The organism is Comamonas sediminis, assembly GCF_041107495.1.
GTDB lineage: Bacteria > Pseudomonadota > Gammaproteobacteria > Burkholderiales > Burkholderiaceae_C > Comamonas > Comamonas sediminis.
The window spans coordinates 85,525-111,884 of record NZ_JBGBDC010000007.1 but is presented as its reverse complement, the minus strand read 5'-3'; the positions used below and the strand labels follow the sequence as shown (position 1 = coordinate 111,884).

General features: G+C 65.3%; 23 protein-coding genes. 9 read left to right on the top strand and 14 right to left on the bottom strand.

The window, feature by feature from the left end:
- The 4 genes from AB7A72_RS16545 to AB7A72_RS16530 are packed head-to-tail and all read left to right on the top strand — an operon-like array spanning position 1 to position 3,216.
- Entirely contained in the window at positions 1–366 is a 366-nt protein-coding gene (locus tag AB7A72_RS16545) for a Zn-ribbon domain-containing OB-fold protein (protein ID WP_133856704.1), read from the top strand.
- Positions 367–381: 15 nt separating this feature from the next.
- Positions 382–1,575: a thiolase gene (locus AB7A72_RS16540; RefSeq protein ID WP_312834810.1), complete on the top strand. Its 1,194-nt coding sequence runs from the start codon at positions 382–384 to the stop codon at positions 1,573–1,575.
- A gap of 25 nt (positions 1,576–1,600) precedes the next feature.
- Positions 1,601–2,761, top strand: coding sequence for an acyl-CoA dehydrogenase family protein (locus AB7A72_RS16535; protein WP_239810107.1), 1,161 nt, complete (start codon positions 1,601–1,603; stop codon positions 2,759–2,761).
- The gene (locus AB7A72_RS16530) at positions 2,758–3,216 is read left to right on the top strand and encodes a PaaI family thioesterase (RefSeq protein ID WP_021027471.1); all 459 of its coding nucleotides are present in this window, start codon (positions 2,758–2,760) and stop codon (positions 3,214–3,216) included. Before AB7A72_RS16535 ends, AB7A72_RS16530 begins: the two co-directional genes overlap by 4 nt.
- A gap of 553 nt (positions 3,217–3,769) precedes the next feature.
- Here the strand turns inward: AB7A72_RS16530 and minE are convergent.
- The 6 genes from minE to AB7A72_RS16500 form a co-directional block, all read right to left on the bottom strand.
- A complete protein-coding gene (gene minE / locus AB7A72_RS16525) occupies positions 3,770–4,027 on the bottom strand; it encodes a cell division topological specificity factor MinE (protein ID WP_021027472.1) in 258 nt (85 codons plus the stop codon).
- A 5-nt stretch (positions 4,028–4,032) separates the two neighbouring features.
- On the bottom strand, positions 4,033–4,845 hold the full coding sequence (minD, locus tag AB7A72_RS16520; RefSeq protein WP_239810105.1) for a septum site-determining protein MinD: 813 nt from the start codon (positions 4,843–4,845) through the stop codon (positions 4,033–4,035).
- A 67-nt stretch (positions 4,846–4,912) separates the two neighbouring features.
- Complete coding sequence (gene minC, locus AB7A72_RS16515) at positions 4,913–5,644, bottom strand: septum site-determining protein MinC (protein WP_239810104.1); 732 nt, start codon at positions 5,642–5,644, stop codon at positions 4,913–4,915.
- A 189-nt stretch (positions 5,645–5,833) separates the two neighbouring features.
- Positions 5,834–7,330, bottom strand: a complete 1,497-nt coding sequence (locus AB7A72_RS16510) for a hypothetical protein (protein ID WP_369460610.1) — start codon at positions 7,328–7,330, stop codon at positions 5,834–5,836.
- 87 nt (positions 7,331–7,417) lie between these two features.
- Positions 7,418–8,053, bottom strand: coding sequence for a hypothetical protein (locus AB7A72_RS16505; protein WP_239810103.1), 636 nt, complete (start codon positions 8,051–8,053; stop codon positions 7,418–7,420).
- Positions 8,054–8,076: 23 nt separating this feature from the next.
- The gene (locus AB7A72_RS16500) at positions 8,077–8,994 is read right to left on the bottom strand and encodes a double zinc ribbon domain-containing protein (protein WP_369460609.1); all 918 of its coding nucleotides are present in this window, start codon (positions 8,992–8,994) and stop codon (positions 8,077–8,079) included.
- A 277-nt stretch (positions 8,995–9,271) separates the two neighbouring features.
- Here AB7A72_RS16500 and AB7A72_RS16495 point away from each other — a divergent pair, with 277 nt between their 5' ends.
- From AB7A72_RS16495 to AB7A72_RS16485, 3 genes are all read left to right on the top strand, one after another.
- Positions 9,272–10,564, top strand: coding sequence for a solute carrier family 23 protein (locus AB7A72_RS16495; protein ID WP_312526243.1), 1,293 nt, complete (start codon positions 9,272–9,274; stop codon positions 10,562–10,564).
- Positions 10,565–10,794: 230 nt separating this feature from the next.
- Complete coding sequence (locus AB7A72_RS16490) at positions 10,795–12,315, top strand: acetyl-CoA hydrolase/transferase family protein (protein WP_239810100.1); 1,521 nt, start codon at positions 10,795–10,797, stop codon at positions 12,313–12,315.
- Between the two features lie 228 nt (positions 12,316–12,543).
- Positions 12,544–13,845, top strand: a complete 1,302-nt coding sequence (locus AB7A72_RS16485; RefSeq protein WP_369460608.1) for an MFS transporter — start codon at positions 12,544–12,546, stop codon at positions 13,843–13,845.
- Positions 13,846–13,914: 69 nt separating this feature from the next.
- On the opposite strand, the gene AB7A72_RS16480 is transcribed toward AB7A72_RS16485, so the two are convergent.
- Positions 13,915–14,895 (bottom strand): YihY/virulence factor BrkB family protein, encoded by a 981-nt coding sequence (locus tag AB7A72_RS16480; RefSeq protein WP_312414394.1) that lies wholly within the window; start codon positions 14,893–14,895, stop codon positions 13,915–13,917.
- Positions 14,896–15,005: 110 nt separating this feature from the next.
- Positions 15,006–16,850: a flavin-containing monooxygenase gene (locus tag AB7A72_RS16475; protein WP_369460607.1), complete on the bottom strand. Its 1,845-nt coding sequence runs from the start codon at positions 16,848–16,850 to the stop codon at positions 15,006–15,008.
- A 281-nt stretch (positions 16,851–17,131) separates the two neighbouring features.
- Between AB7A72_RS16475 and AB7A72_RS16470 the strand changes: the two genes are divergently transcribed.
- Positions 17,132–19,096, top strand: coding sequence for a sigma-54-dependent Fis family transcriptional regulator (locus tag AB7A72_RS16470; protein WP_369460606.1), 1,965 nt, complete (start codon positions 17,132–17,134; stop codon positions 19,094–19,096).
- A 117-nt stretch (positions 19,097–19,213) separates the two neighbouring features.
- On the top strand, positions 19,214–19,474 hold the full coding sequence (locus AB7A72_RS16465; RefSeq protein ID WP_369460605.1) for a DUF7661 family protein: 261 nt from the start codon (positions 19,214–19,216) through the stop codon (positions 19,472–19,474).
- A gap of 63 nt (positions 19,475–19,537) precedes the next feature.
- On the opposite strand, the gene AB7A72_RS16460 is transcribed toward AB7A72_RS16465, so the two are convergent.
- The 6 genes from AB7A72_RS16460 to AB7A72_RS16435 form a co-directional block, all read right to left on the bottom strand.
- Positions 19,538–21,262: an acetyl/propionyl/methylcrotonyl-CoA carboxylase subunit alpha gene (locus tag AB7A72_RS16460; protein WP_133856691.1), complete on the bottom strand. Its 1,725-nt coding sequence runs from the start codon at positions 21,260–21,262 to the stop codon at positions 19,538–19,540.
- Positions 21,263–21,399: 137 nt separating this feature from the next.
- A complete protein-coding gene (locus tag AB7A72_RS16455; protein WP_369460723.1) occupies positions 21,400–22,992 on the bottom strand; it encodes a 5-oxoprolinase subunit B/C family protein in 1,593 nt (530 codons plus the stop codon).
- Positions 22,993–23,006: 14 nt separating this feature from the next.
- Complete coding sequence (locus AB7A72_RS16450) at positions 23,007–23,783, bottom strand: LamB/YcsF family protein (RefSeq protein ID WP_369460604.1); 777 nt, start codon at positions 23,781–23,783, stop codon at positions 23,007–23,009.
- A 22-nt stretch (positions 23,784–23,805) separates the two neighbouring features.
- A complete protein-coding gene (gene pcp, locus AB7A72_RS16445; protein ID WP_239810093.1) occupies positions 23,806–24,474 on the bottom strand; it encodes a pyroglutamyl-peptidase I in 669 nt (222 codons plus the stop codon).
- 25 nt (positions 24,475–24,499) lie between these two features.
- Positions 24,500–25,456: a DUF979 domain-containing protein gene (locus tag AB7A72_RS16440; protein WP_239810092.1), complete on the bottom strand. Its 957-nt coding sequence runs from the start codon at positions 25,454–25,456 to the stop codon at positions 24,500–24,502.
- Positions 25,453–26,187, bottom strand: coding sequence for a DUF969 domain-containing protein (locus tag AB7A72_RS16435; protein ID WP_239810091.1), 735 nt, complete (start codon positions 26,185–26,187; stop codon positions 25,453–25,455). Before AB7A72_RS16435 ends, AB7A72_RS16440 begins: the two co-directional genes overlap by 4 nt.
- Positions 26,188–26,360 lie beyond the last annotated feature (173 nt).

Sequence of the window (26,360 nt, the reverse complement as noted above, 5' to 3'; positions counted from 1 at the left end):
ATGACACCCTCGATGTCAAGCCAGTACCAGGCTGCATTGGATACGGGCAGCTTCCAGATTCAGCGCTGCAAGGCCTGCGCCCAGGCCATCTTCTACCCCCGTGAGCTGTGCCCGCATTGCGGCAGCGATGCGCTGGCCTGGGAGCAACCCAGCGGCAAAGGGACGGTCTACTCGACCACGGTGATCCGCCGCAAGGCCGAGGCCGGTGGCGACTACAACGTCGCGCTGGTGGACCTGGCAGAAGGCCCGCGCATGATGAGCCGCGTCGAAGGCATGGCGCCCGCCGATGTGAAGATCGGCATGGCCGTGCAGGCCGAGGTGATCGAGCACAACGGCAAGGGCCTGGTGGTGTTCAAAGCCGCATAACAAGAGGGATAAGACATGGCACAAGTACATACCAGCAGCGGCCTGCGCGCGCTGCGCGGCAAGGCCGCCATCACCGGCGTGGCCACCTATGGCTGCGGCGAAGCCCCGGGCTCGGACGACATGCTGCTGCTCGCACGCGCTGCCCATGCAGCCGTCGCCGATGCGGGCCTGACGATGCAGGACATCGACGGCCTGGCCACCTGCAGCGTCAACGCCACGATGTGGCCGATGCCGGTGATCGAGCACCTGGGCATCAACCCGAACTACATCAACGGCACCATGGTGGGCGGCTCCAGCTTTATCGCCCACCTGCTGCCGTCGATCATGGCGTTGGAGGCCGGCCAGTGCAAGCATGTGCTGGTCTGCTACGGCAGCGCCCAGCGCTCGGCCGCCTTTGGCCGCAAGGAGTCCACCGCTGCGCGCAAGTTCATGGACCCGCAGCCTTTTGAGCACCCCTTCGAGCCCACAATGCCGGTGGCGGCCTATGCGATGGCCGCAGCGCGCCACATGCACCAGTACGGCACCACGCGCGAGCAGCTCGCGGCCGTGGCCGTCTCGGCCCGCCAATGGGCGCAGAAGAACCCCGAGGCCTTCATGCGCGACCCGCTGACCATCGAGCAGGTGCTGGGCGCCCGCATGGTGGCCGATCCCTTCACCGTGCGCGACTGCTGCCTGGTGACCGATGGCGGCGGCGCCTTTGTGCTCAGCCGCGCAGAAGACGCGCAGCGCGGCCCGAACGCGCCCATCTATGTGCTGGGCAATGCCACGGCCTGCTGGAACCGCCAGATCTCGTCGATGCCCGACCTCACCGTCACCGCTGCGAGCCAGTCGGGGGCGCAGGCCTTTGCGATGGCAGGCCTGACGGCGCAAGACATGGATGTGGTCGAGCTCTACGACGCCTTTACCATCAACACCCTGCTCTTCCTGGAAGACCTGGGCTTTGTCAACAAGGGCGAGGCCGGTGCCTTTGTCGCCAGCGGTGCGATTGCGCCGGGTGGCAGCCTGCCGGTCAACACCAATGGCGGTGGCCTGTCCTGCGTGCACCCGGGCATGTACGGCATCTTTGCGCTGATCGAGGCGGTGCGCCAGCTGCGCGGCCACTGCGGCGAGCGCCAGGTGGCGGGCGCCCAGCTGGCACTGGCCCATGGCAATGGCGGCACCCTGTCGAGCCAGGCTACGGCGATTTTGGGCACGGCGGCAACGCTCTAAAAGCCCTCAAGAGAGAGAACATTCGATGATCCGAGACCAAGAAACCCTGGACGCACTGCTCGACAGCGTGCGCCGCTTTGTGCGCGAGCGCCTGGTGCCCGCCGAGAACGAAGTCGCCGAGACCGACGAGATCCCCGAAGCCATCGTGCAGGAGATGCGCGAGCTGGGCCTGTTCGGCCTGACCATCCCGGAAGCATTCGGCGGCCTGGAGCTGACGATGGAAGAGGAAGTGCATGTGCTGCTGGAGCTGTGCCAGACCTCGCCCGCCTTCCGCTCGGTGATCGGCACCACGGTGGGCATCGGCTCGCAAGGCATCCTGATGGATGGCACCGATGCCCAGAAGGCCGAATGGCTGCCGCGCCTGGCCACCGGCGAGGTGATCGCCTCGTTCGCGCTGACCGAGCCCGAAGCCGGCTCGGACGCCGCATCGTTGCGCACCACCGCCGTCAGGCAGGGCGACCACTACATCGTCAACGGCACCAAGCGCTTCATCACCAATGCGCCCCATGCCGGCATGTTCACGTTGATGGCACGCACCAACCCGGCCGACAAGGGCGCCGGCGGCGTGTCCTCCTTCATCGTCGATGCCAAGAGCCCGGGCATCAGCTTTGGCAAGTACGACAAGAAGATGGGCCAGCGCGGCGCCCACACCTGCGATGTGATCTTTGACAACGTGAAGGTGCCCGCTGCCAACCTGATCGGCCTGCAAGAAGGCCGGGGCTTCAAGACCGCGATGAAGGTGCTGGAAAAAGGCCGCATCCACATTGCCGCCGTGGCCGTGGGTTGCGCCAAACGCATCCTGCGCGATGCGCTGCAGTACGCGCTGGAGCGCAAGCAGTTTGGCCAGGCGATCTGCGACTTCCAGCTGGTGCAGGCGATGCTGGCCGACAGCCAGGCCGAGCTCTACGCCGCCGAGTGCATGACCATCGACGCCGCACGCCGCCGCGATGCGGGCCAGAACGTCTCGACCGAGGCATCGAGTGCCAAGATGTTTGCCACCGAGATGTGCGGCCGCGTGGCCGACCGCGCAGTGCAGATCCTCGGCGGCTCGGGCTATATGGCCGAGTACGGCATCGAGCGCTTCTACCGCGATGTGCGGCTGTTCCGCCTCTACGAGGGCACGACGCAGATCCAGCAGATCATCATTGCGCGCAACATGGTGCGCGAAGCCAAGGCCGCCGCATGAGCACCACCCCGCCCCGCCAGCAGCTGAGCATCGAGGACCTCAACACCCGCGTGCCGTTTCTGCGCCTCATCGGCGCCCGCCAGGATCCGAACTTTGAAGACGGCATCGTGCGCGTGCACCTGCCCGACCTGCGCGAGGAGCTGTGCAACCAGCTGCCCGCCGCGCATGGCGGCATTCTGATGACCCTGCTCGATGTGGCGATGTCGCGCGCCGCCGTGCTCGCCCCCGGCGCACCGTCGAGCACAGCCGTCACCGTAGAGATGTCCTCGCGCTTCATCTACCCTGGCCGCGGCCCGCTGGTTGCCGAAGGCTGGGTCATCAACCAGGGCCGCTCGCTGTGCACCTGCCAGGCCAACATCTACGACGCCAACCGCCGCATCCTGGCCACCGCCCAAGGTACCTTCAAATACTGGAAAGCCCACGCCTACGACAACACGGCCGAACCCAGTGCATAACTGAGGGGAAAAGCACAGACATGTGCACAGTTTTGTGGATAAACCAGCCACTTATCCACGAACCGCCAGAAATCCACCGACTTACCCCCAACGAAAACGCGACCCGAAGGTCGCGTTTGTTTTTGGAGGAAGCAATGACAAGAACGCTGCAGTAAAACGGCACCCAGATGCCAGGATGGTAATTCCGGTATTCAACAACGAAACCCAGCAGCGCACAGAGCGCCCGAACCACCCACCCCAATGGCGAGATGGGCCCGCAGGCTAGGCGTGGCGCCGCAGACAATACTTCGGTATGGCAAGGCGCCACAACAACGCATGCGGGCCCATATCGCCACCAACAAACGAAAACTGTCAACGCCCCTCAGCCGCTAGACGCCGTCACAGCGCCCAAACACCCAAGAATCAAGAACCCACAATTCAGTATGGCAAGGCGCCACAACAACGCATGCGAGCCCCTATCGCCACCCCAAAACGAAAACTGCCAAAGCCCCGAAGTCACCAGCATCCGTCGCAGCACACATGCACCACGGACAAGCACCCCAGACCTAGAAATTTACTTGTCTGGCAGCTCAATCTTGACTTCTAGAACTTCAAGATTGTCCTGTCGTTCCAGGTTTACACGGACGTCATCTGGATTGATGGAGACGTACTTGGCAATGACGGCCATCAGCTCCTTTTGCAGGGCCGGCAGATAGTCGGGCTGGTTATTGCTGCGGCCCGTGCGCTCGCGCGCCAAGATAATCTGCAGCCGCTCCTTGGCGACCGACGCGGTCTTCTTCTTTTCACCCAAGAACAGGGACAGCAAGGACATCAGACTTACCTCCCGAAAATACGTTTGAAGAAACCAGGCTTCTGCGCATCGGTAAAGCGCATCGGCTTGTCTTCACCCAAAAAGCGCGCCACCACATCCTTGTAGGCTTCGGACACATCGGTCTGGCTCAGATTGATCGCAGGGGTGCCCTGGTTGGAGGCCTGCAGCACCGATTCCGACTCGGGAATCACACCGATCAGCGGAATGCGCAGAATGTCCTGGATGTCTTCCAGCGACAGCATCTGGCCGTCCTGCACCCGGTTGGGGTTGTAACGCGTGATCAGCAGGTGTTCCTTGATAGGATCGCCGCCATCGACGGCACGCTTGGTCTTGGAGCTGAGCATGCCCAGGATGCGGTCCGAGTCACGCACGGACGACACCTCGGGGTTGGTGACCACCAGTGCCTCGTCGGCAAAGTGCATCGCCATCAGCGCGCCGCTCTCGATACCGGCGGGCGAGTCGCAGACGATGTAGTCAAAGTCCATCGCCGCCAGGTCCTTGAGGATCTTCTCGACCCCGTCCTGCGTCAGCGCATCCTTGTCGCGCGTTTGCGAGGCGGCCAGAATGTAGAGGTTCTCCAATTGCTTGTCCTTGATCAGCGCCTGGTTGAGGTTGGCCTCTCCCTGGATCACATTGATCAGGTCATAGACCACACGGCGCTCGCAGCCCATGATCAGGTCCAGATTGCGCAGGCCGACGTCAAAGTCGATCACCGCAGTCTTGTTGCCGCTCAGCGCCAATCCGGCCGCAAAGCTTGCACTGGTGGTAGTTTTTCCAACTCCGCCCTTGCCGGAAGTTACAACGACGATTTTTGCCATCTTTCGATCCGATCCCTTTACGTCCTCAAATGTCCAAAGCCCTGTCCGGGCTGTCCCTTGGTGCCTGTCACAGCGGTTCAATCAGCAGTTTCTCACCTTCAAGCCGCACCACGGCAGCCTTGCCCGACAGCTCGGCGGGCCAATCCGACTCGACCGTGCGGTAGATGCCCGCAATCGACACGAGCTGCGGCTCGAAACAGGTGCAATAAATACGCGCGCTCTTGTCCCCACGGGCGCCGGCCACGGCCCGGCCCCGCAGCGGACCGTAGACATGGACGTTGCCATCGGCAATCACCTCGGCGCCAAAGCTGACGATGGCGTTGACGATCACATCGCTGCCCGACGCATAGACCTGCTGGCCCGAACGCATGGGTTTGTCGACCCGCAGGGTGGTCTTGGGCGGCAGCTGCACTTCCTTGATCACCTCGACCTCGACCTCGCGCACCTCGGGTTCCGCCGCCTTGCGCGCTGGCGGCGCTTCGGGCGCGGCGATGAGGCCTGCTGCGTAGGCACTGGCCATCTGCGCCTCGCTGCCGCCGCGCACGGCCACTGGCGTGGTGCGGTACTGGCGCAGCAACGCCACGAGCGCCGCAAAGTCGATGTCCTCCCCGCTCTCGCGCAGTTGCGCCAGATCGACCAGCACCGGGTCATGGTCGAAAAAGGCGGAGTCGCTGCCAAAACGCTCGGCAAACTCCTGGGCCAATTGCTCCAGGTCGGCCGAACGCAATGCGAACGCAACCACCGGCAACTGGGCGCTTTTCATATCGAAACCGCTGCGCTGGGTTGTTTCACCTGACATGGTTATAAGCCGATCTACTTATTGGACATGAATCGGCAAAGTGTAACCTGCTTGACGTGAACCGCCGCAGCCGGTCTGCCGTTTTGCCCGGATTGACAACACTCTTTTACCAATGAGGCCATGCGGGCCGGGGCTTGCAGAGTGCCATGAAAAAGGGCGCTCACGCGCCCTGGGGGATGCCTCAGCCGGTCAGGGCTTGAGCTGGAAGCCGCAATGGCCGCAGAACACATCGTCAGCCGCCACCACCTCAAAGCAACTGCGGCAGCGCAGCAAGGGCTCGGAGGCCACCGGTGCCGCTGGCGCTGCCGTGGGCGGCAAAGCCGATACGGCCGCACCGCCAACGACTGCTGCAGCGCCCAGGCCAGTGGTGGGCGTTGGCGCCACCGGCGGCTGCACGGGCGCAGGGGGCACCACGGAAGCCGGCGCCACAGGGGCTGGCGCTACCGGAGCAGAGGGTGTGGGGGCTGCGGGTGCTGGGGCTGGCACCGGAGCGGCGACCGATGCCGGTGCAGGAGCCGACGTCACCGGGGGCACCGGAGCCACGGGAGCGACCGGCGCAGGCGCTGGCGCAAAGATGTCATTCAGCGGCGCTACCGGTGCAGCAGGCGTTGCTGGTGCTGCCGGAGCCACGGGCGCAGCCGGGGCACGCGCCGTGCCGCCGTGGTGGCCATGGCCATCCATATGCGCCGCATGGCGCACCTTGTCGGCCGCCTCGCGGGCCATGCCCTGGGCCTGGCGGGCCTTCTCGCGCGCCAGGTCAATGCCGGCCTGCAGGCTCTCTTCGGTACCTTGCTCATCGAGGCCATCGGTGACCATCAGGTAGATGATGTTCACGCCCATGATCATCACCTGCATGGTCAGCGCCATCAGCACGGCAAACAGGATCACGGTCGACAGGGTGCCGGCCAGCATATGGCCGCTGCCGGCCATCGCGCCAAAGGCGGCAGAGTTGCCCATGCCGCCCATCGACGCCATCATGCTCGGGCCGATCACGCCGCTGGCAATCGCCGTCATGTAGGCAAAGCCGGGGATGAAGCCGGTGAACACCACCAAGGTAATGACGGTGATGACGATGTAGAGCGCCAGCAGCATCAGCACCAGCGGCACCAGGCGCGTGCGCACCACTGCCAGCACCAGCGAGACCGCGCGGCGCAGCGAACGGCCGTCCCAGATCGCGGGGGCCAGCAGCGGCGCCGCCACCCAGTACAGCGCGATGAAGAACACCGACGCGGCAATCACCATCACTGGATGGGCAAAGAACAGCAGGATCGGGCCGATGAACGGAATCTTGCAGACGAAATAGACAATGGCCGCCACCAGGCACAGGCCCAGCACCACGGCCAGCACCAGCAGGCCAAACAGGATGAAGCGCGGGACACACAGCAGGCCCGCACGGATGGCGGCAGCCACGCTGCGCTGCTCCACATCCTTGGCCTTGTCCTGCAGCAGGATGCCGACTGCCGACATGCCGGCCGAGAACACCACCGAGGCGATGACCAGGAACAGCAGCGCCAGCAGCATGCTGCCCGCGCGGGTGGCCAGCATCTGGCCGCCCACCATCACCAGGCCGCCGGCCAGCCAGGTCAGGAACGACAGGCCGAGCACACGCCATTGGGTCAGGCCCTCGGCCGCTCGCATCAGTTGGCCAAAGTCAATGGACTTCAGCATCGATTTGGGAGAAGACATCAGCGATTCCTTCGTCGTGGTTATCGTTGGGTGGGGCCAGCGGCTCCGCAGGGGCGCGCATGGCTGCTACAGGCGCGGGTGGTGGCCTCAATCGATGCGGCTGGGCCAGGGTTTGGCCTGGATCACGAAGTGCTCGATACCCGGTGGCACATTCTTGTCGGCCGATTTCTTGACCTCGACCGGGTTGCCGGCCTCGGTGGGTGCGGTGCCGGAATTGGTATTGACCTTCTTGGCACGCAGATCGCGCGGCGAGACGGTGACAAAGATCGTGGCGCCGCCCCGGTTGTCGGCCATCATCGTGGCGATGTCCTTGATGGCAACCATCGCATCCTTGTGCTCCTGGCGCGACTTGGCGGCCCAGGGCAGATCGAGCGATACCGCATCGAGCACCGGCATGCCGCGCGTGGCAGGCGACTGGCTGGAGCTGAAGACCTGCTCGGTGGTGGTGGTCTTGCTGCCCGAGATGCGCTGCTTGACCGGCAGCGCCGACATCGCCTCGACCGCGCGGACGCGCAGCGCCTCGGCCTGGTCGATCTCGCCCTTGATCTTCTGCTCCCAGGTCACCAGTGCAGGTGGCACGGCAGGCTCACGGCAGCCGGGGGGCGACGCAACACCGCACTCCACCTGCACCGGCACCGCTGGCGCGGGCGCAGGTGCGGGTTCTGGCGGTGGCGCCACGCAGCCCGCCAGCGCGAGCACCGACACCAGGGCGGACATTTTCATCAACAGCTTCACAATGCTCTCCTTCAATTCAGCAAATCATCCAGGGTTTGGGGGCGCGCCGGCTTGCGCACGGCCGGCCGGGCCGGCGCCGGTGCGGGCGCAGAGGCAGCCGCTTCTTCGATGGGCACCGCAGCGGCCACGGCCTCCTCGGCAGTTGCCGGGGCTACCAGCGATTCATTGGGGGCGAGCGCAGCATTGGTCTCGACCATCGCCGGCGCAGCCGCCTCTACCGGCGCAGCGGCGGCGGCAGGGGCGGAGACGCTGGGCGCCGCTACGCTGCCCGCTGCAGGGCGCCCCTGCTGGCTCTTCCACCACCAGGCACCGCCTGCGGCCACTACCACCAGGCCCAGCAGTGCCAACATAATACGCAGCCCGTGGCCACTGGAGGGCACCGGGGCTTCGGGCATGGGGTTGCGCACCTGCGCGCCGGCACGCGGGCGCAGGCCGGGGTCCGGGGCGGTGGGAGGGGCACGCCTGGCAGCGGCATCGGTCTGCCACAGCGGCACTTCGGGTTCGCGCAAGGCAGGCGCCGGCACGGCCGCTGCCGAGCTGGCCGCCGCACCACCGATCACCATCGCGGCGCTGGTCTGGATGCGCTCACCGGGCAGCATGGACGCGGGCTCGGAGCTGTCCTGCACATTGCCAAAGACCAGAATGGCCTTCTCTTCGGCCGGGCTCAGCGGGGTGTCCCAGTCGGGCGCGGTGTCCTGAAACCCGGGGCTTTCCTCAAAGCGGCAGCCGCATTGCTTGCAAAACAATGCCTGCCCTTTGCACAGCGCGCCGCAGTCGGGGCAGGTTGCATAGGCGGCCACCGGCGCTGCCGGCAGGCTGCGGGGGCTGGCCAGCGCCTCGGACAGCGGCTCCGACTGCACCTTGCAGCCGCATTTCCGACAGAATTTGGCGTTGGCGGCCAATGCCTCGCCACATTGCACACAGTTCATCGAAACCCTCTCTCCCTGGACGTACAGGCTGCCGAAAGCAACCTACCGTATTTGTTCTGAATATCATTGTGATTATCTATTGCATTGGCCCATTGGGCCAGTGCCATGGCGCCACACCGTGCAGCATCGCCGTCCCGGCCGCACTGCATGGGTTCCTGGTTAGAGAGTTTCCCTCTCTCTACAAGGATTGGCAAATTCACTATGATGCAGCACCTTTTCTCTCGCCCGCCCGCAATTGCGCCCACCGGCGCAGCCCTGCACGCGGCCTGCCCATACCATGTCTGAATCCTTCCTTCCCCGCTGGCGTGAAGTGCGCCCAGGCGCTGACGATGTCGTCGCGCCCGATGAGCGCCTGCCCTGGCCACAAACCTCGATCATGGGGGTGCAGCATGTCATCGCCATGTTTGGCTCGACCATTCTGGCGCCCATTCTGATGGGTTTTGACCCGAATGTCGCCATTTTGATGAGTGGTGTCGGCACTTTGATCTTCTTTTTGATCACCGGCGGCCGGGTGCCCAGTTATCTGGGATCGAGCTTTGCGTTCATCGGCGTGGTGATTGCCGCCACCGGCTATGCCGGCTCCGGGCCCAATGCCAACATCGGCATGGCGCTGGGCGGCATCATTGCCTGCGGCCTGCTCTACACCTTGATCGGCTTCATCGTGCAGGTGGTGGGTACCGGGTGGATCGAGCGCTTCATGCCACCGGTGGTGACGGGCGCGATCGTGGCGGTGATCGGCCTGAACCTCGCCAGCGTTCCCGTCAAGAACATGGCCAGCAACAACTTCGAGAGCTGGATGCAGGCGATGACCTTTGTCTGCGTCGGCATGGTGGCCGTGCTCACCCGGGGCATGGTGCAGCGCCTGCTGATCCTGGTGGGCCTGATTGCAGCGTCCATCATCTACGCCATCCTCACCAATGGCATGGGTCTGGGCAAGCCGGTGGATCTGTCGGGCCTGGCCTCGGCCGCCTGGATCGGCATGCCCAACTTCTCGGCCCCCCAGTTCAGCCCGCAAGCGATGGTGCTGATCGCGCCGATCGTGATCATCCTCGTCGCCGAAAACCTGGGCCACATCAAGGCGGTGACCGCGATGACCGGCCGCAACCTGGACCAGTACATGGGCCGGGCCTTCATCGGTGACGGCGTGGCCACGATGGTCAGCGGCGGCGTGGGCGGCACGGGTGTGACCACCTATGCAGAAAACATCGGCGTGATGGCCGCAACGCGCATCTACTCGACCGCTGTCTTCATGGTGGCCGGCCTCATTGCGCTGCTGCTGGGTTTTTCGCCCAAGTTCGGCGCGCTGATCCAGGCGATTCCGCTGCCCGTCATGGGCGGTGTGTCCATCGTGGTGTTTGGCCTGATTGCGGTGGCCGGCGCCAAGATCTGGGTGGAGAACAAGGTGGATTTCTCGCAGAACAAGAACCTGATCGTCGCCGCCATCACCTTGATCATCGGCACCGGTGACTTCACATTGAAATTCGGCAGCTTTGCGCTGGGTGGCATCGGGACCGCGACCTTCGGCGCCATCATCCTCTACCAACTGCTCAACCGCAGCGACAAGCGCTGAGCGGCACATCTCCCCAAGCCCGGTTGTCCCGGGCTTTTTTCTTGCGCTAAATTGTTGCAGCGCAACAATAAATGGGCATTGCAGTAGCACTTATCCACAATCGGGTATTCCCGGATCCCAAATGGTTTCGCGTGCAACGACTGCTAAGATTTGCCCGCCTCGCCGCCCGGCCATTGCCGCTGGGCTGCATCTGTAGACAATAACGAAAACACCCTCCCGGAGTCTTCCCCATGTCGTTGAATGACCGCGTGCGCTGCAGCGCGCTGCACTCCCGCATCATGTCCGCTGCCGACGCGGCTGCCCTGATCCCCGCTGGCGCCAATGTGGGCATGAGCGGCTTCACCGGCGCCGGCTATCCCAAGGCGCTGCCACAGGCCATCGCCGCCCATGCCAAGTCCGAGCATGCGGCCGGCCGCCCCTACAAGCTCAATGTCTGGACAGGCGCGTCCACCGCCGCCGAATGCGATGGTGTGATGGCCGAGGCCGGGGCCATTGGCCAGCGGCTGCCGTTCAACACCGACCCGATCGCGCGCAAGGCGATCAATGCCGGTGACATCGACTTCATCGACATGCACCTCTCGCATGTGGCCCAGCACGCCTGGTTCGGCTTTCTGGGCCCCATGCATGTGGCCGTGGTCGAAGTGCTGGGCATCACCGCCGATGGCCTGCTGATCCCGTCGACCGCCGTGGGCAACAACAAGACCTGGCTGGAGATTGCGGACAAGGTGATCCTCGAGGTGAACACCAAGCCACCCGCCAGAATGGAAGGCATGCACGACATCTACTACGGCACGGCGATCCCGCCGCGCCGCGTGCCTATCCGCATGACGCATGCCGACGACCGCATCGGCGAGGGCTACCTGAAGGTGGACCTGGACAAGGTGGTCGCCGTGGTCGAGACCCACAAGGGCGACCGCGACAATGTGTTTGCCGCGCCGGATGCCAACTCCAACACCATTGCCGCCTCGATCATCGACTTTCTCTCGCACGAGATGAAGATGGGCCGCCTGCCCCAGCAGATGCTGCCGATCCAGTCGGGCGTGGGCAATGTGGCCAATGCGGTATTGGCCGGCCTGCTGACCGGCCCCTTCGACAACCTGCTGGGCTTCACCGAAGTGCTGCAGGACGGCATGCTCGACCTGCTGCGCAGCGGCAAAATGGCGCGCGCCTCGGCCACCGCCATCTCACTGTCGTCTGCCGCCTACCGCGATTTCGAGGAAAACATCGACTTCTACCGCGACCGCATCATCCTGCGCCCGCAGGAGATCTCGAACCACCCCGAGCTGGTACGCCGCCTGGGCGTGATCGCGATGAACTCGATGATCGAGGCCGACATCTACGGCAACATCAACTCCACCCATGTGATGGGCTCGAGCATGATGAACGGCATTGGCGGCAGTGGCGACTTTGCCCGCAACGGCTTTCTGTCCTTCTTCGTCACGCCTTCGGTGGCCAAAAACGGCCACATCTCCTGCATCGTGCCCATGTGCTCGCATGTGGACCACACCGAGCACGACACACAGATCATCGTCACCGAACAAGGCCTGGCCGATCTGCGCGGCCTCTCGCCCAAGCAGCGCGCCAAGGTCATCATCGAGCGCTGCGCGCACCCGGACTTCCGCCCGATGCTGCAGGACTATGTGGACCGTGCGATGCAGCAGTCGGCCGGCCTGCATACGCCGCACATCCTGACCGAGGCGCTGTCCTGGCACCAGCGCTACCTGGATACCGGCTCGATGAAGACCGCCTGATCCACCCACCCGATCACCCGGACGCCCCGCCAGCCTGCGCTGCGCGGGGCGTTTTGCATCTGTCTCCGACGCAATTGCGGCAGCGGGCGCTGCAGCGCACAATAGCGGCGACCCGATGGCAGCCGCCATCGAAAAGCCGCACCAGCTTTTGATACAACTGAACATACAGCTATCAAAAGTGAAGCACCTCTACCGCACGTCCTACCCATAACAGCATCGGAGACCAACATGGACACCCTGGAACAGCGCACCATCTCCAAGATCAGTTGGCGGCTCCTGCCGCTGCTGATGGTCTGCTACTTCATCGCCTACCTCGACCGCGTCAACATCGGCTTTGCCGGGGCCAGCATGTCCAAGGACCTGGGCTTCTCCGCCGCTGTCTTCGGCAGTGCGGCCGGCATCTTCTTTCTCTCGTACTTTCTCTGTGAAGTGCCGAGCAACCTGGCGCTGGAGAAGTTTGGTGCCCGCAAGTGGATCGCCCGCATCATGTTCAGCTGGGGCGTGCTGTCGGCCGGCCAGGCCTGGGTGGACAGCGCCACCAGCTTCAACGTGGTGCGCTTTCTGCTGGGCATTGCCGAGGCGGGCTTCTTCCCCGGCGTGATCTTCTACATCACCTTGTGGTTCCCGGCCGCCTACCGCGCGCGCATCGTCGGCTGGTTCATGTTCGCCATTCCGATCTCCACGGTGATCGGCGCGCCCATCTCCGGCTTCATCCTCGACATGGACGGCATGGGCGGCATGCATGGCTGGCAGTGGCTGTTCATCCTGGAGGCGCTGCCGGCGATCTTCCTGACCTTCGTCGTGCTGTTCTACCTGCCCGATGGCCCGCAGGACGCCAAGTGGCTGACCGACGAAGAACGCGCCTGGCTCGCCCAGACCCTGGCGGCCGAACGCCAGAACCGCGAATCCATCCACAAGATCTCCTGGAAGCAGACCCTGCTCAACCCCAAGGTGATCGCGCTGGGCTTTGTCTACATGGGCATCACCGTGCCGCTCTACGGCCTGGGCTTCTTCCTGCCGCAGATCATCAAGGGCTTTGGCGGCCTGTCCAATGTGCAGGTCGGCTTCATCAACGCCTTCCCCTATCTGGTCGGCGCCATCGCGATGATCTTCTGGACACGCGGCTCCGACCGCATGAAGGAGCGCAAATGGTTTGTGCTGATTCCGCTGGCCTGCATCGTTGCCGGCCTGCTGATCGCTGCCAACACCGCCGCACCGGTGCCCAAGATGGCGGCGGTGACCCTGGCTGCGTTTGGCATCTTCAGCGCGCTGCCCACGTTCTGGACCTTGCCCACCGCCTTCCTGAGCGGCACCGCTGCCGCAGCGGGCATCGCCTGGATCAACTCCATCGGCAACCTGGGTGGCTACATCGGCCCCACGATTTTTGGCGCGCTCAAGGACAGGATGGGCAACGATGTCTACGCCGTCATGTTCCTGGCATCGCTGGCCGTTGTCGCGTTTGCGCTGGTGTTCTTCATGCGCCATGACACCCGCGCCGAAGGCTTTGATGTGAAGGCCCCGGCCCACTGAAGAGCGGGGCCACCCTCCCCCTAAAAAACAATGCGCCCTCGGACGCATTGTTGTTGGTGCGATGGTCTTCTAGATCTGAAAATCCACCGTCGCCGCCTCGCCCGCCGCAGGCCGCAGGCGTGCGCTGTCCGCCTCCGCTGCGCCGCCTCCCTTGCCATGCAGCGCAATATCGGCACCGTTGAGCGAGCGTGCACAACTCGCTGCAAACAGCAGGATCGCGGACGAGAAATAGATCCACATCAGCAGCACCACCAGCGAGCCGGCAGCGCCATAGGCCGATACGACGGCTGCAGTGGACAGATACCAGGCCAGCACCTGCTTGCCGATGGTGAAGAGGAAGGCGCCGATCGCAGCGCCGGCAATCAGAAAGCGCAGCCGGGGCTTGGTGCCGGTGCCGATGCGCATCATGCCGACGAACAAGGTCACGGTGATCAGGAAGGACACCGTCTCATTGATGACGCCCAGCAGCATGCCGGGGGCCTCCACATGCAACACGGCGCCGGCCCAGCGCGTGGTCATGCTCAGCATCGTCGTGATGACCAGCGAGATCAGCATCAAGAAGCCCAGCACCAGGATATAGCCCAGGCCCCGCACACGCTGCACCAGCGAATACCACCACGGGGTATCGCTCTTGTCGACCGCCTCGCCATGGTTCCACAGCCGCTCCAGCGAAGTCTGCAGTTCCACGAACACCCCGGTGGCACCGGACAGCAGCATCACAAAACCGATGGCCGAGGCAATCAATCCCTGCGATTTGGTTTGCGCACTCGACAGCGCGCCGCGCACCACATCGGCCACCTGCGCGCCCATGATGTCCTCGACCTGGTGGATCAGGTTGCTCTCGATGTAGGAGCGGTCCAGCCACCAGCCCAGCACGCCCACCAGGAGCAGCAGCAACGGTGCCAGGCTCAGCATGCCGTAGAAGGACATGGCCGCACTCATGCGCAGACCGTCGGCCGCCAGCCATTGCTGGGCGGCATCGTAGAAAGGGCGGAAAGGGTTGAGCTTGTGCTGCACCCGCTGGGCGAGCGTGGAGTCTTGGTTCACCATCGCCCGATTCTGGCATTGAAGGGCGGCAGGCCGGTGTCAGCCATCGGCCATAGCTGGCCGCCCTGTGCAATGTTGACATTCCGCAGCGGCACGCTGGCCCTGCGCTGCGCTCAATGCCGGTGGTGCACCTGCTGCAGGCCGTAGACCGGGGTAGGCAGCCCCTCTTGCCGCGCCTTGAGCTGCAGCGCCAGGTACAGCGAATAGTGGCGCGACTGGTGCAGATTGCCCCCGTGGAACCACAGCTGCGGCTGCTGGGTGGGCTTCCACATATTGCGCTGCTCGCCCTCCCAGGGGCCGGGGTCCTTGGTGGTGTCCGATCCCAGGCCCCAGACCTTGCCCACCCTGTCGGCCACCTCCTGGCTGATGAGGTCGGCCACCCAACCATTCATCGAGCCATAGCCGGTGGCATAGACCACCAGGTCGGCCGGCAGCTCGGTGCCATCGCTCAGCACTACGGCGTTTTCAGTGAGGTGGCTGATGCCCTTGTTCTTGCCCGCCTGCAACTTGATGCTGCCGTCGATCACCAGGTCGCAGGCCCCCACATCGATGTAGTAGCCCGAGGCGCGGCGCAGGTACTTCATGAACAGGCCCGATCCGTCATCGCCGAAGTCGAGCATGAAGCCCGCCGCTTCCAGCTTGCGGTAGAACTCCGCATCGCGCTCGCGGATGCGGTCATACAGCGGCACCTGGAAGTCGGCCATGATGCGGTAGGGCAGTGACGCAAAGACCAGGTCTGCCTTCTTCGTGGTCATGCCGCTGGCCACGGCGCGCTCCGAGTACAGATCACCCAGGCCAATGTCCATCAGCGAATCGGAGCGCACGATGTGCGTGGACGAGCGCTGCACCATCGTCACATCGGCGCCATGCTCCCAGAGTGCGGCGCAGATGTCGTGGGCCGAGTTGTTGGCCCCGATCACCACCACCTTCTTGCCGGCATAGGCCTCGGGCCCCGAATGCTGCGACGAGTGCTGCTGCTCGCCCCGGAAGCGCTCCTGGCCTTCGATGCGGGGGATGTTGGCCTTGCCCGACATGCCGGTGGAAAACACCAGCTGCTTGGGGCGCAATACCATCGTGCGGCCCTCGCGCTCCACCGTCACTTCCCACTCCTGGGCAGCCTCGTCGTAGCGCGCGCCCAGGCATTGGGTGGACGACCAGTAGTTCACCTCCATCACCCGGGTGTACATCTCCAGCCAATCACCGATCTTGTCCTTGGGCGCAAACACCGGCCAGTGCTCGGGGAAGGGGATGTAGGGCAGGTGGTCATACCAGACCGGGTCGTGCAGGCACAGCGATTTGTAGCGGTTGCGCCATTGGTCCCCCGGGCGCGGCTGCCGGTCGATGACGATGTGCGACACACCCAGCTGGCGCAACCGCGCACCCAGCGCAATGCCGCCCTGGCCGCCGCCAATCACCAGCACATAGGGCTGGCGGCTCTCGCCCAGGGTCTCGGCCTCTTCCTGCTGGCGGTCCAGCCAGGTCTTGCGGCCCCGGCGTATGCCATGCTCGGCGCCCATCGGGCGGCGCAGCCCCTGCGCCTCTTCAAAGCCCTTGAGCTCCTGGATGGTGGTCAGCAAGGTCCAGATGCGGCCATCGCGGATGCGCAGATGGCCCAGGCCCCGTGCATGGCGCACATCCACCACCAGCCAGGCGCTCAGCACACCATCGGCCTCCGTCACCTCTTCGTTCGGGTCCAGCTGCAGCAGCAACGGCGCGGCGGCGTCCAGCTGCGCGGCCAGCATGTCGGCCACCTGTGCCGGGCCTTCGCAGGTCTTGAGGTTCCAGGTCAGCAGCACCAGGTCACGCCAGAAGCAGTCTTGGGCAAACAGCTGGCTGGCTGCCGCAAAATCGCGGGCGGCCAGCGCCTGGTTGAGCTGGTCCAGCAGGGCCTGGGCGCGGGCGGCAGGTGCGTCTGCAGCCGTGGGGGTGGCATCCGGGGTGGCAGTAGCGGTGGTCATGGCTTGTCTCCTTTTATCGGCGGTATCGCAGCGGCTCTGCGGCCGCAGCGTCAGCGTTTTTGCAAGCCCCATGCCAGGCGGCCATGCTGCACTGCAACCTCCTTAGAGCATGGCAGCGCGCTGCGGGTTTGCCAGCAGCGCGCTGGCGCGGGCACTGCGGCAGCCGATGCAACACCTGTTGCATGCGCCTTTTTGCACTGCAGCATCTGTTGCGGGTAAGCCTGATTGGCAGCGCCAGGGTGCAGGCACAGAATCAGCCCGGTGATTGCAGGAGACCCGCCATGCCCATCCACAGCTATACCGCCCATGTCCAGGAGCTCGAAGCCTTTGGCATGGGCTACCCGCTGCACGGAGAGGCGCGCGACCGGGCTGTGCTGGGCAGCTGGCGCCGCTGCATTGACCAGCACCGGCTCGACCCGAGCCGCACCAGCGAAGCCCATATCGTGCCCGCCGGCCAGCTGCGCGCCCACCGCGAAGAGTCCGAACCGCTGATCCGCATCGCCCGCAGCGGGCTGGAGCGCCTGTACCAGCAGCTCAAGGGCCTGGACTATGTATTGCTGCTGGCCGACCGCCATGGCGTGGCGGTGGATTTTCTCGGCCATGACAGCGATGCCAGCGACCTGCGCAGCGCCGGCCTCTACCTGGGCGCGCAGTGGCGCGAGGATGTCGCCGGCACCTCGGCCGTGGGCACGTGCCTGGCCACCGGCGAGGCACTGACGGTGCACCAGAGCGACCATTTCGACTTCACCCATACGCGTCTGTCGTGCACCGCCGCGCCCATCTACGATCTGCAAGGCCAGCTCGCTGCGGTGCTGGACCTGTCGCTGCTGCGCTCGCCCGCCGCCCGCGCCAGCCAGCAGATGGCCTTGCACCTGGTCACCGCCGCCGTGCGCCGGGTGGAGCTGGCCAACCTGATGGCCCAATCGGGCAGCGACTGGGTGCTGCGCCTGGCGCAGTCGCCGGATTTTCTCGATGTCGATGCCGATGCGGCGCTCAGCATCGATGCGCGCGGCCGCATCCGCGCGATGACCCATGCCGCCAGCCGCATGCTGGCCTCCATCGCCGGGCTGAACTGGCGCCAGCAGCCGCTGCTGACCGGCCAGCCGCTGGGCCGCTTTTTTGACACCGACCTGCAGGCCCTGCCGCAGCTGCTGCGCAACCGCCCGGCGCAAGAGCGCATTCTGCGCGCCCGTGATGGCAGCATCTGGTTTGCCCATGCGCTGCCACCCCAGCCGCGCAGCAGCGCGCAGGCCAGCCCACGCCCCAGCCTGCCCGCGCCGCTGCAGGCGCTCAACACCGGCGACGCCGCGATGGGCCAGGTGCTGCACAAGGCCGCCCGGCTGGCGCCGCAAGACCTGCCGGTGCTGCTGCAGGGCGAGACCGGCAGCGGCAAGGAATTTCTGGCCCGCGCGCTGCATGCCGCCAGCGGCCGCAGCGGTGCCTTTGTCGCCATCAACTGCGCTGCCATCCCCGAGGCGCTGCTGGAGAGCGAGCTGTTTGGCTACCTGCCCGGCACCTGGACGGGGGGCGCGCACAAAGGCCGCGCCGGCCTGGTCGAGGCCGCGCACCAGGGCAGCCTCTTCCTCGATGAAATCGGCGACATGCCGCTGGCGCTGCAGGCCAAGCTGCTGCGTGTGCTGTCCGAGTCGGAGATCACGCCGCTGGGCGCGCGTGCGCCACAGAAGGTCGATATCCGGGTCATCTCCGCATCGCACCGGCCGCTGGCCGAGCTGGTGCGCAGTGGCCAGTTCCGCGCCGACCTGCTATACCGCCTGAACGCCGCCGAGCTGCAGCTGCCGGCCTTGCGCGATCGCAGCGACCTGCTGGCCCTGGCCGGGCACATGCTGGCCGCCATCGGCTGCAGCCTGCGCCTGAGCGCGCCCGCACAGGCCGCCCTGCGCGCCCACCGCTGGCCCGGCAATCTGCGCGAGCTGCACAATGCGCTGCGCTATGCCGCCGCGCTGGCCGAGCAGCAAATCGACCTGGAGCACCTGCCCGATGCGCTGCAGCGCAGCCCGGCTGTGGCGCAGGGGCAGGACGCGGTTGGCGATGCAGCCTTGGCAGGCGCCGCATGCAATGGCAATGCCATGCCTTCCGCCACGCTGCAACAGGTACTCGCCCAGTGCCAAGGCAATGTCTCCGAAGCCGCCCGCCTGCTGGGCGTCAACCGCTCGACCATCCACCGCCGCATCCAGCGGCAACAGCTCAGCCGGGTGTTTGCGAGGCAGGAGGACGAGCGACCTTAAGGGTTCTCGTCGCGTGATGTGGCACCCGGGCGAACGCGGCAAGTACCCCGTCGTGACATGCGCCTGAGTGACCTCGGTTAGGCTGGTGCCACCACCACCCTATCGCGTTGCTTGCCCATGCCCCGACACCGCTTTAACGTCTTTGGCCGCATCCTCGATCTGGAGCCCTGCCCTACGGGCTGGCGCTGCTATGCCGTCGGGCAGGATGGCAAACGCGCTCCGGTCCAACTGGCGGTGCCCGCTGATCTGCCTGCCAGCGATCTGGGTCAGTACCTTTACGATATCTACCATGAGCTGGCGGCGGGCAGCCGGGGGGATGTGGTGGAGATTTCTGTTCCAGGGATGGGGGATACCGACCGTCCATCCCGGAAACCCTAGTCCCACAAAAAAGCCGCGCAACCCAAAGGCTGCGCGGCGCTTGGCCACCGTCCAAAAGACGGCTTAGTCGATGCGCGCAATCACAGCGCCAGCGGCCTGGTAGCTGCCCGCTTCCACCTTCAGGCTGATGCGGCCAGCGCGGGGGGCGTTGATCTGCATTTCCATCTTCATGGCTTCCATCACGGCGATCAGCTCACCCTCTTGCACGGTGGCGCCGTCAGCGACCTTCCAGGTCGTGAGGGTGCCGGCGGAGGCGGCCGTGACGGCCTTCTCGTCCACGGCTGCTTCCACAGGCGCTGGGGCAGCGCCAGGGGCCGACAGGCCGGACAGCAGGGAGGCGGGCAGGCCCAGCATCACGCGGCGGCCGTCGAGCTCGATGGCCACGCGTTGCAGGCCAGCGGTGGCGGCAGGCTGGGGACGGGTTTCGGGCTGGGCATCCCACTGGGGCATCAGCTCGGTTTCGATCCAGCGGGTGTGCACACCAAAGTGCTGGCCGTTGATGAAGTCGGCATGCGCCATCACGGCCTCATGGAAAGGCAGCACGGTCGGCACGCCTTCGATCTTGAACTCCTTGAGCGCGCGGCGTGCGCGTTGCACGGCCACTTCGCGGGTTGGTCCCCAGACGATCAGCTTGGCCAGCATCGAATCGAACTGGCCCGCCACCTGCGAGCCCGATTCGACACCGCTGTCGACGCGCACGCCGGGGCCCGATGGAGCCTCGAAGCGGGTCACCAGACCGGGGGCGGGCAGGAAGCCACGGCCCACGTCTTCGGCGTTGATGCGGAACTCAAACGCATGGCCGTGGGGGGCAGGCACCGTGGTATCGGCCAGCACTTCGCCTTCGGCCACGCGGAACTGCAGGCGCACCAGGTCGGTACCGGTGGTCTCTTCGGTCACGGGATGCTCCACCTGCAAGCGGGTGTTGACTTCCAGGAACGAGATCGCGCCGCCCTGGCTCAGCAGGTATTCCACCGTGCCGGCGCCCACATAGCCAGCGGCCTGGCAGATCTCGCGGGCCGATTGGTGGATGCGTTCGCGCTGCGCGTCGGTCAGGAAAGGCGCTGGAGCCTCTTCGACCAGCTTCTGGTTGCGGCGCTGCAAGGAGCAGTCACGCGTGCCCAGCACCCGCACATTGCCGTGCTGGTCGGCCATCACCTGGGCTTCGATGTGGCGCGGCTTGTCCAGAAACTGCTCGACAAAGCACTCGCCACGGCCAAAGGCGGTCACGGCCTCGCGCACCGCCGCGCCATACAGCTCGTCGATGTCCTCGGCCTTCCAGATCACCTTGATGCCACGGCCACCACCGCCGAACGCAGCCTTGACCGCAATCGGCAGGCCATGGTCACGCGCAAAGGCATGCACCTCGGAGACATCCTTGACCGGCTCGGGCGTGCCTGCCACCAGCGGCGCACCCACGCTCAGCGCCAGCTTGCGCGCCTGCACCTTGTCGCCCAATTGCTCGATGGCCGAAGGCGGTGGGCCCACCCAGGTCAGGCCGGCACCGATCACGGCGCGGGCAAAGGCGGCGTTTTCCGACAGAAAACCGTAGCCTGGGTGCACCGCATCTGCGCCGCTCTTTTGCGCCACTGCAATCAGCTTGGCGATGTCCAGATAGGTCTCTGCCGGGCGCTGGCCTTCAAGCGCATAGGCCTCATCGGCCATGCGCACATGCAGCGCGTCGATATCGGCATCGGCATACACCGCCACGCTCTTGAGGCCGTGGTCCGTGCAGGCACGAATAATGCGAACGGCGATCTCGCCACGGTTTGCAATCAATACTTTTTTCATGGCTGAGAAGACTCCAGACAACCAAAACACGACAGAGAAGTGAGATTGCCGCAGCGTGTTTCACGGCCTTTTGCAATCAACACTTCGCTCATAGCTATATCCATTCAAGAACGGGGCGCGCACGCCCTGTTCAACACTCAGCCCACCAGGTCCGCAAAGGGCGCCAGGGGGCGGAATTGCAGCCAGCCACCGACGGGCACTTGCGCGGCCAGGTCCAGGTGGTAGGAGGCAATGCAGGCGATGACCGGGTAACCGCCGGTCAAGGGGTGGTCAGCCAGGAACAGCACGGGCTGGCCGCTGGCGGGCACCTGGATGGCGCCCAGGGCCGTGCCCTCGCTGGGCAGCTCCTGGGTTTGGCTGCGCACCAGTGCCTCTTCACCGGCCAGGCGCAAGCCCACGCGGTTGGACTGGGGGGTGACCTGCCAGCGCTGCGCGGCAAACAGGGCCACCGCCTCGGGGGTGAACCAGTCGGTACGCGGGCCCATGACGACATCGAGCACCACCGTCTCACCGGCCTTGGGCAGTGCAGGCGGGTTCAGATCAGGGGCTTGCACCGCAGCGGCATCGCGTGCATCGCCGACGGCCAGGGTCTGGCCGGTGGTCAAGGCGGCAGGGCCGATGCGGGCCAGGGTGTCGGTGCTGGTGCTGCCCAGCACGGGCTCCACCAGCCAGCCGCCGCGCACCGCCACATAGCTGCGCACGCCGCTGTCGGGCTCGCCCAGCTGGATCACATCGCCATCATTCAAGGCAATCGCCGCATTGCGTTCGGCCTGCCAGACAGCGCCGCTGGCGCTGCGCACGGTCAGGGGGCCTGTGGCGCCAGTGACGGCTACCACGGTGGCGCCCAGGCTTTGCAGCTGCAGGCCTGCGGCGACGGACTCCAGCACCGATTGGCGCGCATCGTTGCCCACCAGGCGGTTGGCACGGCGCATCGCGCCCTGGTCCAGCGCACCGGCGGCCGATACGCCCTGGCCCGCCTGGCCTGCGCGGCCGGCGTCCTGCACCAGGGTCTGCAAGCCGGTGGCACGCACACGCATGCCGGCGCCGGTATGCTCGGCCGCTGCGGGGGCCTGGGCCTGCGCCGCAGATTGCTGCTGGAGCAGCGCCTGGCCAGCGGCGGTGCTGGCATCGACAAAACGCACCAGCATGCCCGGCTGCAGCAAGGCAGGCGGGTTGCGCAGCAGGTCCCACATGGGCACCTCGGTGCGGCCCAGCAGCTGCCAGCCGCCGGGGGTGTCATTGGGGTAGACGGCACTGAAGGTGCCGGCAATCGCCACCGAGCCCGCAGGCACCTTGGTGCGCGGCGTGCTGCGGCGCGGCACGTTCAGGCTCGGGTCGCCACCGGTCAGGTAGGCAAAGCCGGGCGCAAAGCCGCAAAAGGCCACGCTGTAATCGCTACCGCTGTGGCGGCGAATCAGCTCGGGCACATCAATGCCCAGGATCTGCGCCACATCGGCCAGGTCCTCGCCGTCGTAGTGCACGGCAATCTCGACACGCTGGCCGGCGCTGCGGGCCTGGCGGCCCAGGCGCAATGCGGCCATATGGCGCTGCAGGTCGGCAGCACTGGTCTGCCAGCGGTCGAACGAGACCAGGATGGTGCGCGCAGCGGGCACCAGCTCCTGCACGCCAGCGGGCAGCTCGGCCTGCAGTGCGGCCAGCAGGTCCAAGGTGTGCTCCAGGTCCTGCAGCTCCACCAGCATGCTCTGGTCGCTTACGGGCAGAAAGCGCATCGTGCGTTCGTCACTCATGCGCCAGCCTTGTCCATGAAGGAGCGGATCTGCACGCCGGCCGCCTGCAGGTACTCACGCACCGCCTTGGCCATGGCCACCGCGCCGGGGCTGTCGCCATGCACGCAGATGGAATCGGCCTGCACCTCGACCACGGAGCCATCATTGGCCTGCACCGTGCCTTGCTGCACCAGCTGCAGCATGCGCTGGGCGACCATCTCCGGGTCGTGCAGCACAGCGCCTGGCTCGCGGCGCGATACCAAGGTGCCTTGCGGGGTGTAGCCCCGATCGGCAAAGGCCTCGGCAATCACCGTAAGGCCCGCTTCACGCGCCCATTGCATCAGCGGCGAGCCGGCCAGCACCACCAGTGCCAGCTGGCCGCCAACGGCCTGCATGGCCTCGATCACGGCAGCGGCCTGGCGGCGGTCCTGCGCAATGGTGTTGTACAGCGCGCCATGGGGTTTGACATAGCGCACCGTGGTGCCTGCCGCAGCGGCCAGGCCTTGCAGTGCGCCAATCTGGTAGATCACGTCGCTCACCAAGTCGGCATGGGCCACATCCATGTTGCGGCGGCCAAAACCGACCAGGTCGCGGTAGGCCACATGGGCACCGACCACGACGTTATTGGCCTTGGCTTTTTTCAAGGTATCGAGAATGCCAGCCGGATCGCCTGCATGAAAACCGCAGGCCACGTTGGCGCTGCTGACGATGGACAGCATGGACGCATCGTCGCCCATGGTCCATGCACCCAGGCTCTCGCCCAGGTCGCTGTTCAAATCCATGGTGAGGGACATGGTGCTACCTTTCTTATGAATTTCAGTGGAGTTGGCCTGCGCTCAGCTGCAGATCCTGCTGCTCAGGATCATGCCGCAGCACGGCCGCGATCAGCGCTTCAATACCCTTGCACTGCGTCTCCACCGCCATGCTGGGGGCGCCCGGCAGCGCCGCTGCCATCTCGGGCAGGTAGGGCACATGCACAAAGCCGCCGCGCGTCTGTGCCCAGGCAGGCACCGTGTTCAGGCGGTGCATCAGGCCGTAGAAGACATGGTTGCAGACAAAGGTGCCGGCGGTGTTGCTCACCTCGGCGGGCACACCGGCTGCGCGCATGGCAGTCACGGCCTGCTTGATGGGCAGGCGCGCAAAATAGGCCGCAGGGCCATCGGGGGTGACGGCCACATCGATAGGCTGCTGGCCGGCGTTGTCGGCAATGCGGGCATCATCGACATTGATGGCCACGCGCTCGATCGACAGGGCCGTGCGGCCGCCGGCCAGGCCCAGCGCAATCACCAGGCTGGGCTGGTGCTGCTGCAGGGCTGCGTCCAGCGCATCCAGCGCCTTGCCAAACACACAGGGCAGCTGCACGCCAGCCACGCGCGCACCGTCAATGGTCTTGCCATCGAGCCTGCGGGCCACTTCCCACGCGGGGTTGAGGGGGGCTTTGTCAAAGGGCTCAAAGCCCAGCACCAGTACGGTTGTGTCAGTCATGCAGAGGTCCTGTGGGTGGCGGCGGTCAGTGGTTCATCAAAAAGTACAGCAAAAACACGTTGCAGACCAGGATGCCCAGTGCCGTAGGCACCTGCGCCTTGATAACGGCATTGCGGTCCGGCAGCTCCAGCAGCGCCGCCGGCACGATGTTGAAGTTGGCCGCCATCGGTGTCAGCAAGGTGCCGCAGTAGCCCGAGAGCATGCCCACCGCGGCCATGATCGCTGGATCACCGTGGTACACGTTGATCAGCACGGGCACGCCGACGCCGCCGGTCATCACCGGGAAGGCCGCAAAGCCATTGCCCATGATGACGGTGAACAGCGCCATACCGACCACATAGACCACCACCGCCACAAAGCGCAGGTCCATGTTGATGTAGGTGGTGGTCACATGGGCCACGGCCTTGCCAACACCCGCATCGGAGAACACCAGACCGAGCATGCCCAGCATCTGCGGCAGCACCATGGCCCAGCCCATCGCATCGACCAGGCGGCGCGATTCGCGCAGCGATTGCACCGGCGATTCGCGGGTCATCTTGCAGGCCATGGCCGCACCGATGATGCAGCCCAGTGCCAGACTCACCAGGGTGGCGTTCTTGGGGTCGATCAGGAAGTTGCCGCCGATCTTGAAGTCCTTGAGCAGCACGCTGCCGATCACGGTAACCACCGGGATCGCCAACGCCGGCACAAACAGCTTGTTCTTCAGGCGCAGTGCGCTTTCCTTGTTCTCGGCATCGCTGCGCACTTGCGGCTTGCCACCGCCCACGCCCTTGACGAGCACGATCAGCGCCAGCACGACCACGCCGGCACCCACCACTTCAGGCGGCATCTTGTCGCCCAGCAGGAACATGACCGCATACAGGCCCCAGAACAGGCCGGTGGTCCAGCGCTTGGGGTTGCTGGCATCGAGCAGGTTGAAGACGGCCACGGCCGCCATGACCAGGCCGGCCAGCCAATAGACTTGGGTGATGCTGAAAATCATGCTGCACCTCCTTCACGGGTGGTCGATGCTGGGGCAGGCGCGTTGGCCATTTCCTTGGCGATGTACTGGTCCAGACGGCGCAGGCGGTAGGCATGGATCAGGAACGCGCAGATGGCAGTGGGGATGCCCCACACAGCCACATGGATCGGCTCGACGTCAATGCCCGCCTCATGCAGGAAGGTGGTCATCAGCACGATCGCGCCAAAGGCCACAAAAATATCTTCGCCAAAGAACAGGCCGACGTTGTCGGTCGCGGCGCTGAAAGCGCGCAGGCGGTTGCGCAGTGCTTCGGGCAGCTTGCCGTAGCGGGTTTCGGTCGCGCCTTCAGCCATGGGGGCCAGCAGCGGACGCACCATCTGGGGGTGGCCACCCAGGCTGGTCAGGCCGATGGCAGCGGTCAGCTGGCGCGCGCCCAGGTAGACGATCAGCAGGCGGCCGGTGGTCGCCGACTTGATCTGGCCGATCCAGTTTTGCGCATGCTGGCGCAGCCCATGGCGCTCCAGCAGGCCGATCACGGCCAGCGGCAGCACCAGGATGAGCGGCAGATTGCGGGTTTTGACAAAGCCCGTGCCCAGCTCGGCCAGTACCTTTTGGACCGGGAAGCCCGCCAGCGCAGCGGTGACGATCGCCGTCACGACCACCACCACAAAGGGATTGAAGCGCAGGACGAATCCCACAATGATGACGGCCACCCCGAGGAGCGGCCAGAGGTTGACGATTGAGCTGTCCATGACAATACAAGGTTTGTTATAGGCACGGCCCCCAGGGACTGGGCACCGCATAGTTTTTGTTCAACAACCTATCTGTTTCACCGATGGTGGATGACAGTTTGTTGAACAATACAAAAGTTTAGCCAAACAAAATCAGCTTTCTCACCGGGAAAACCCGTACACATCTGCTTTCA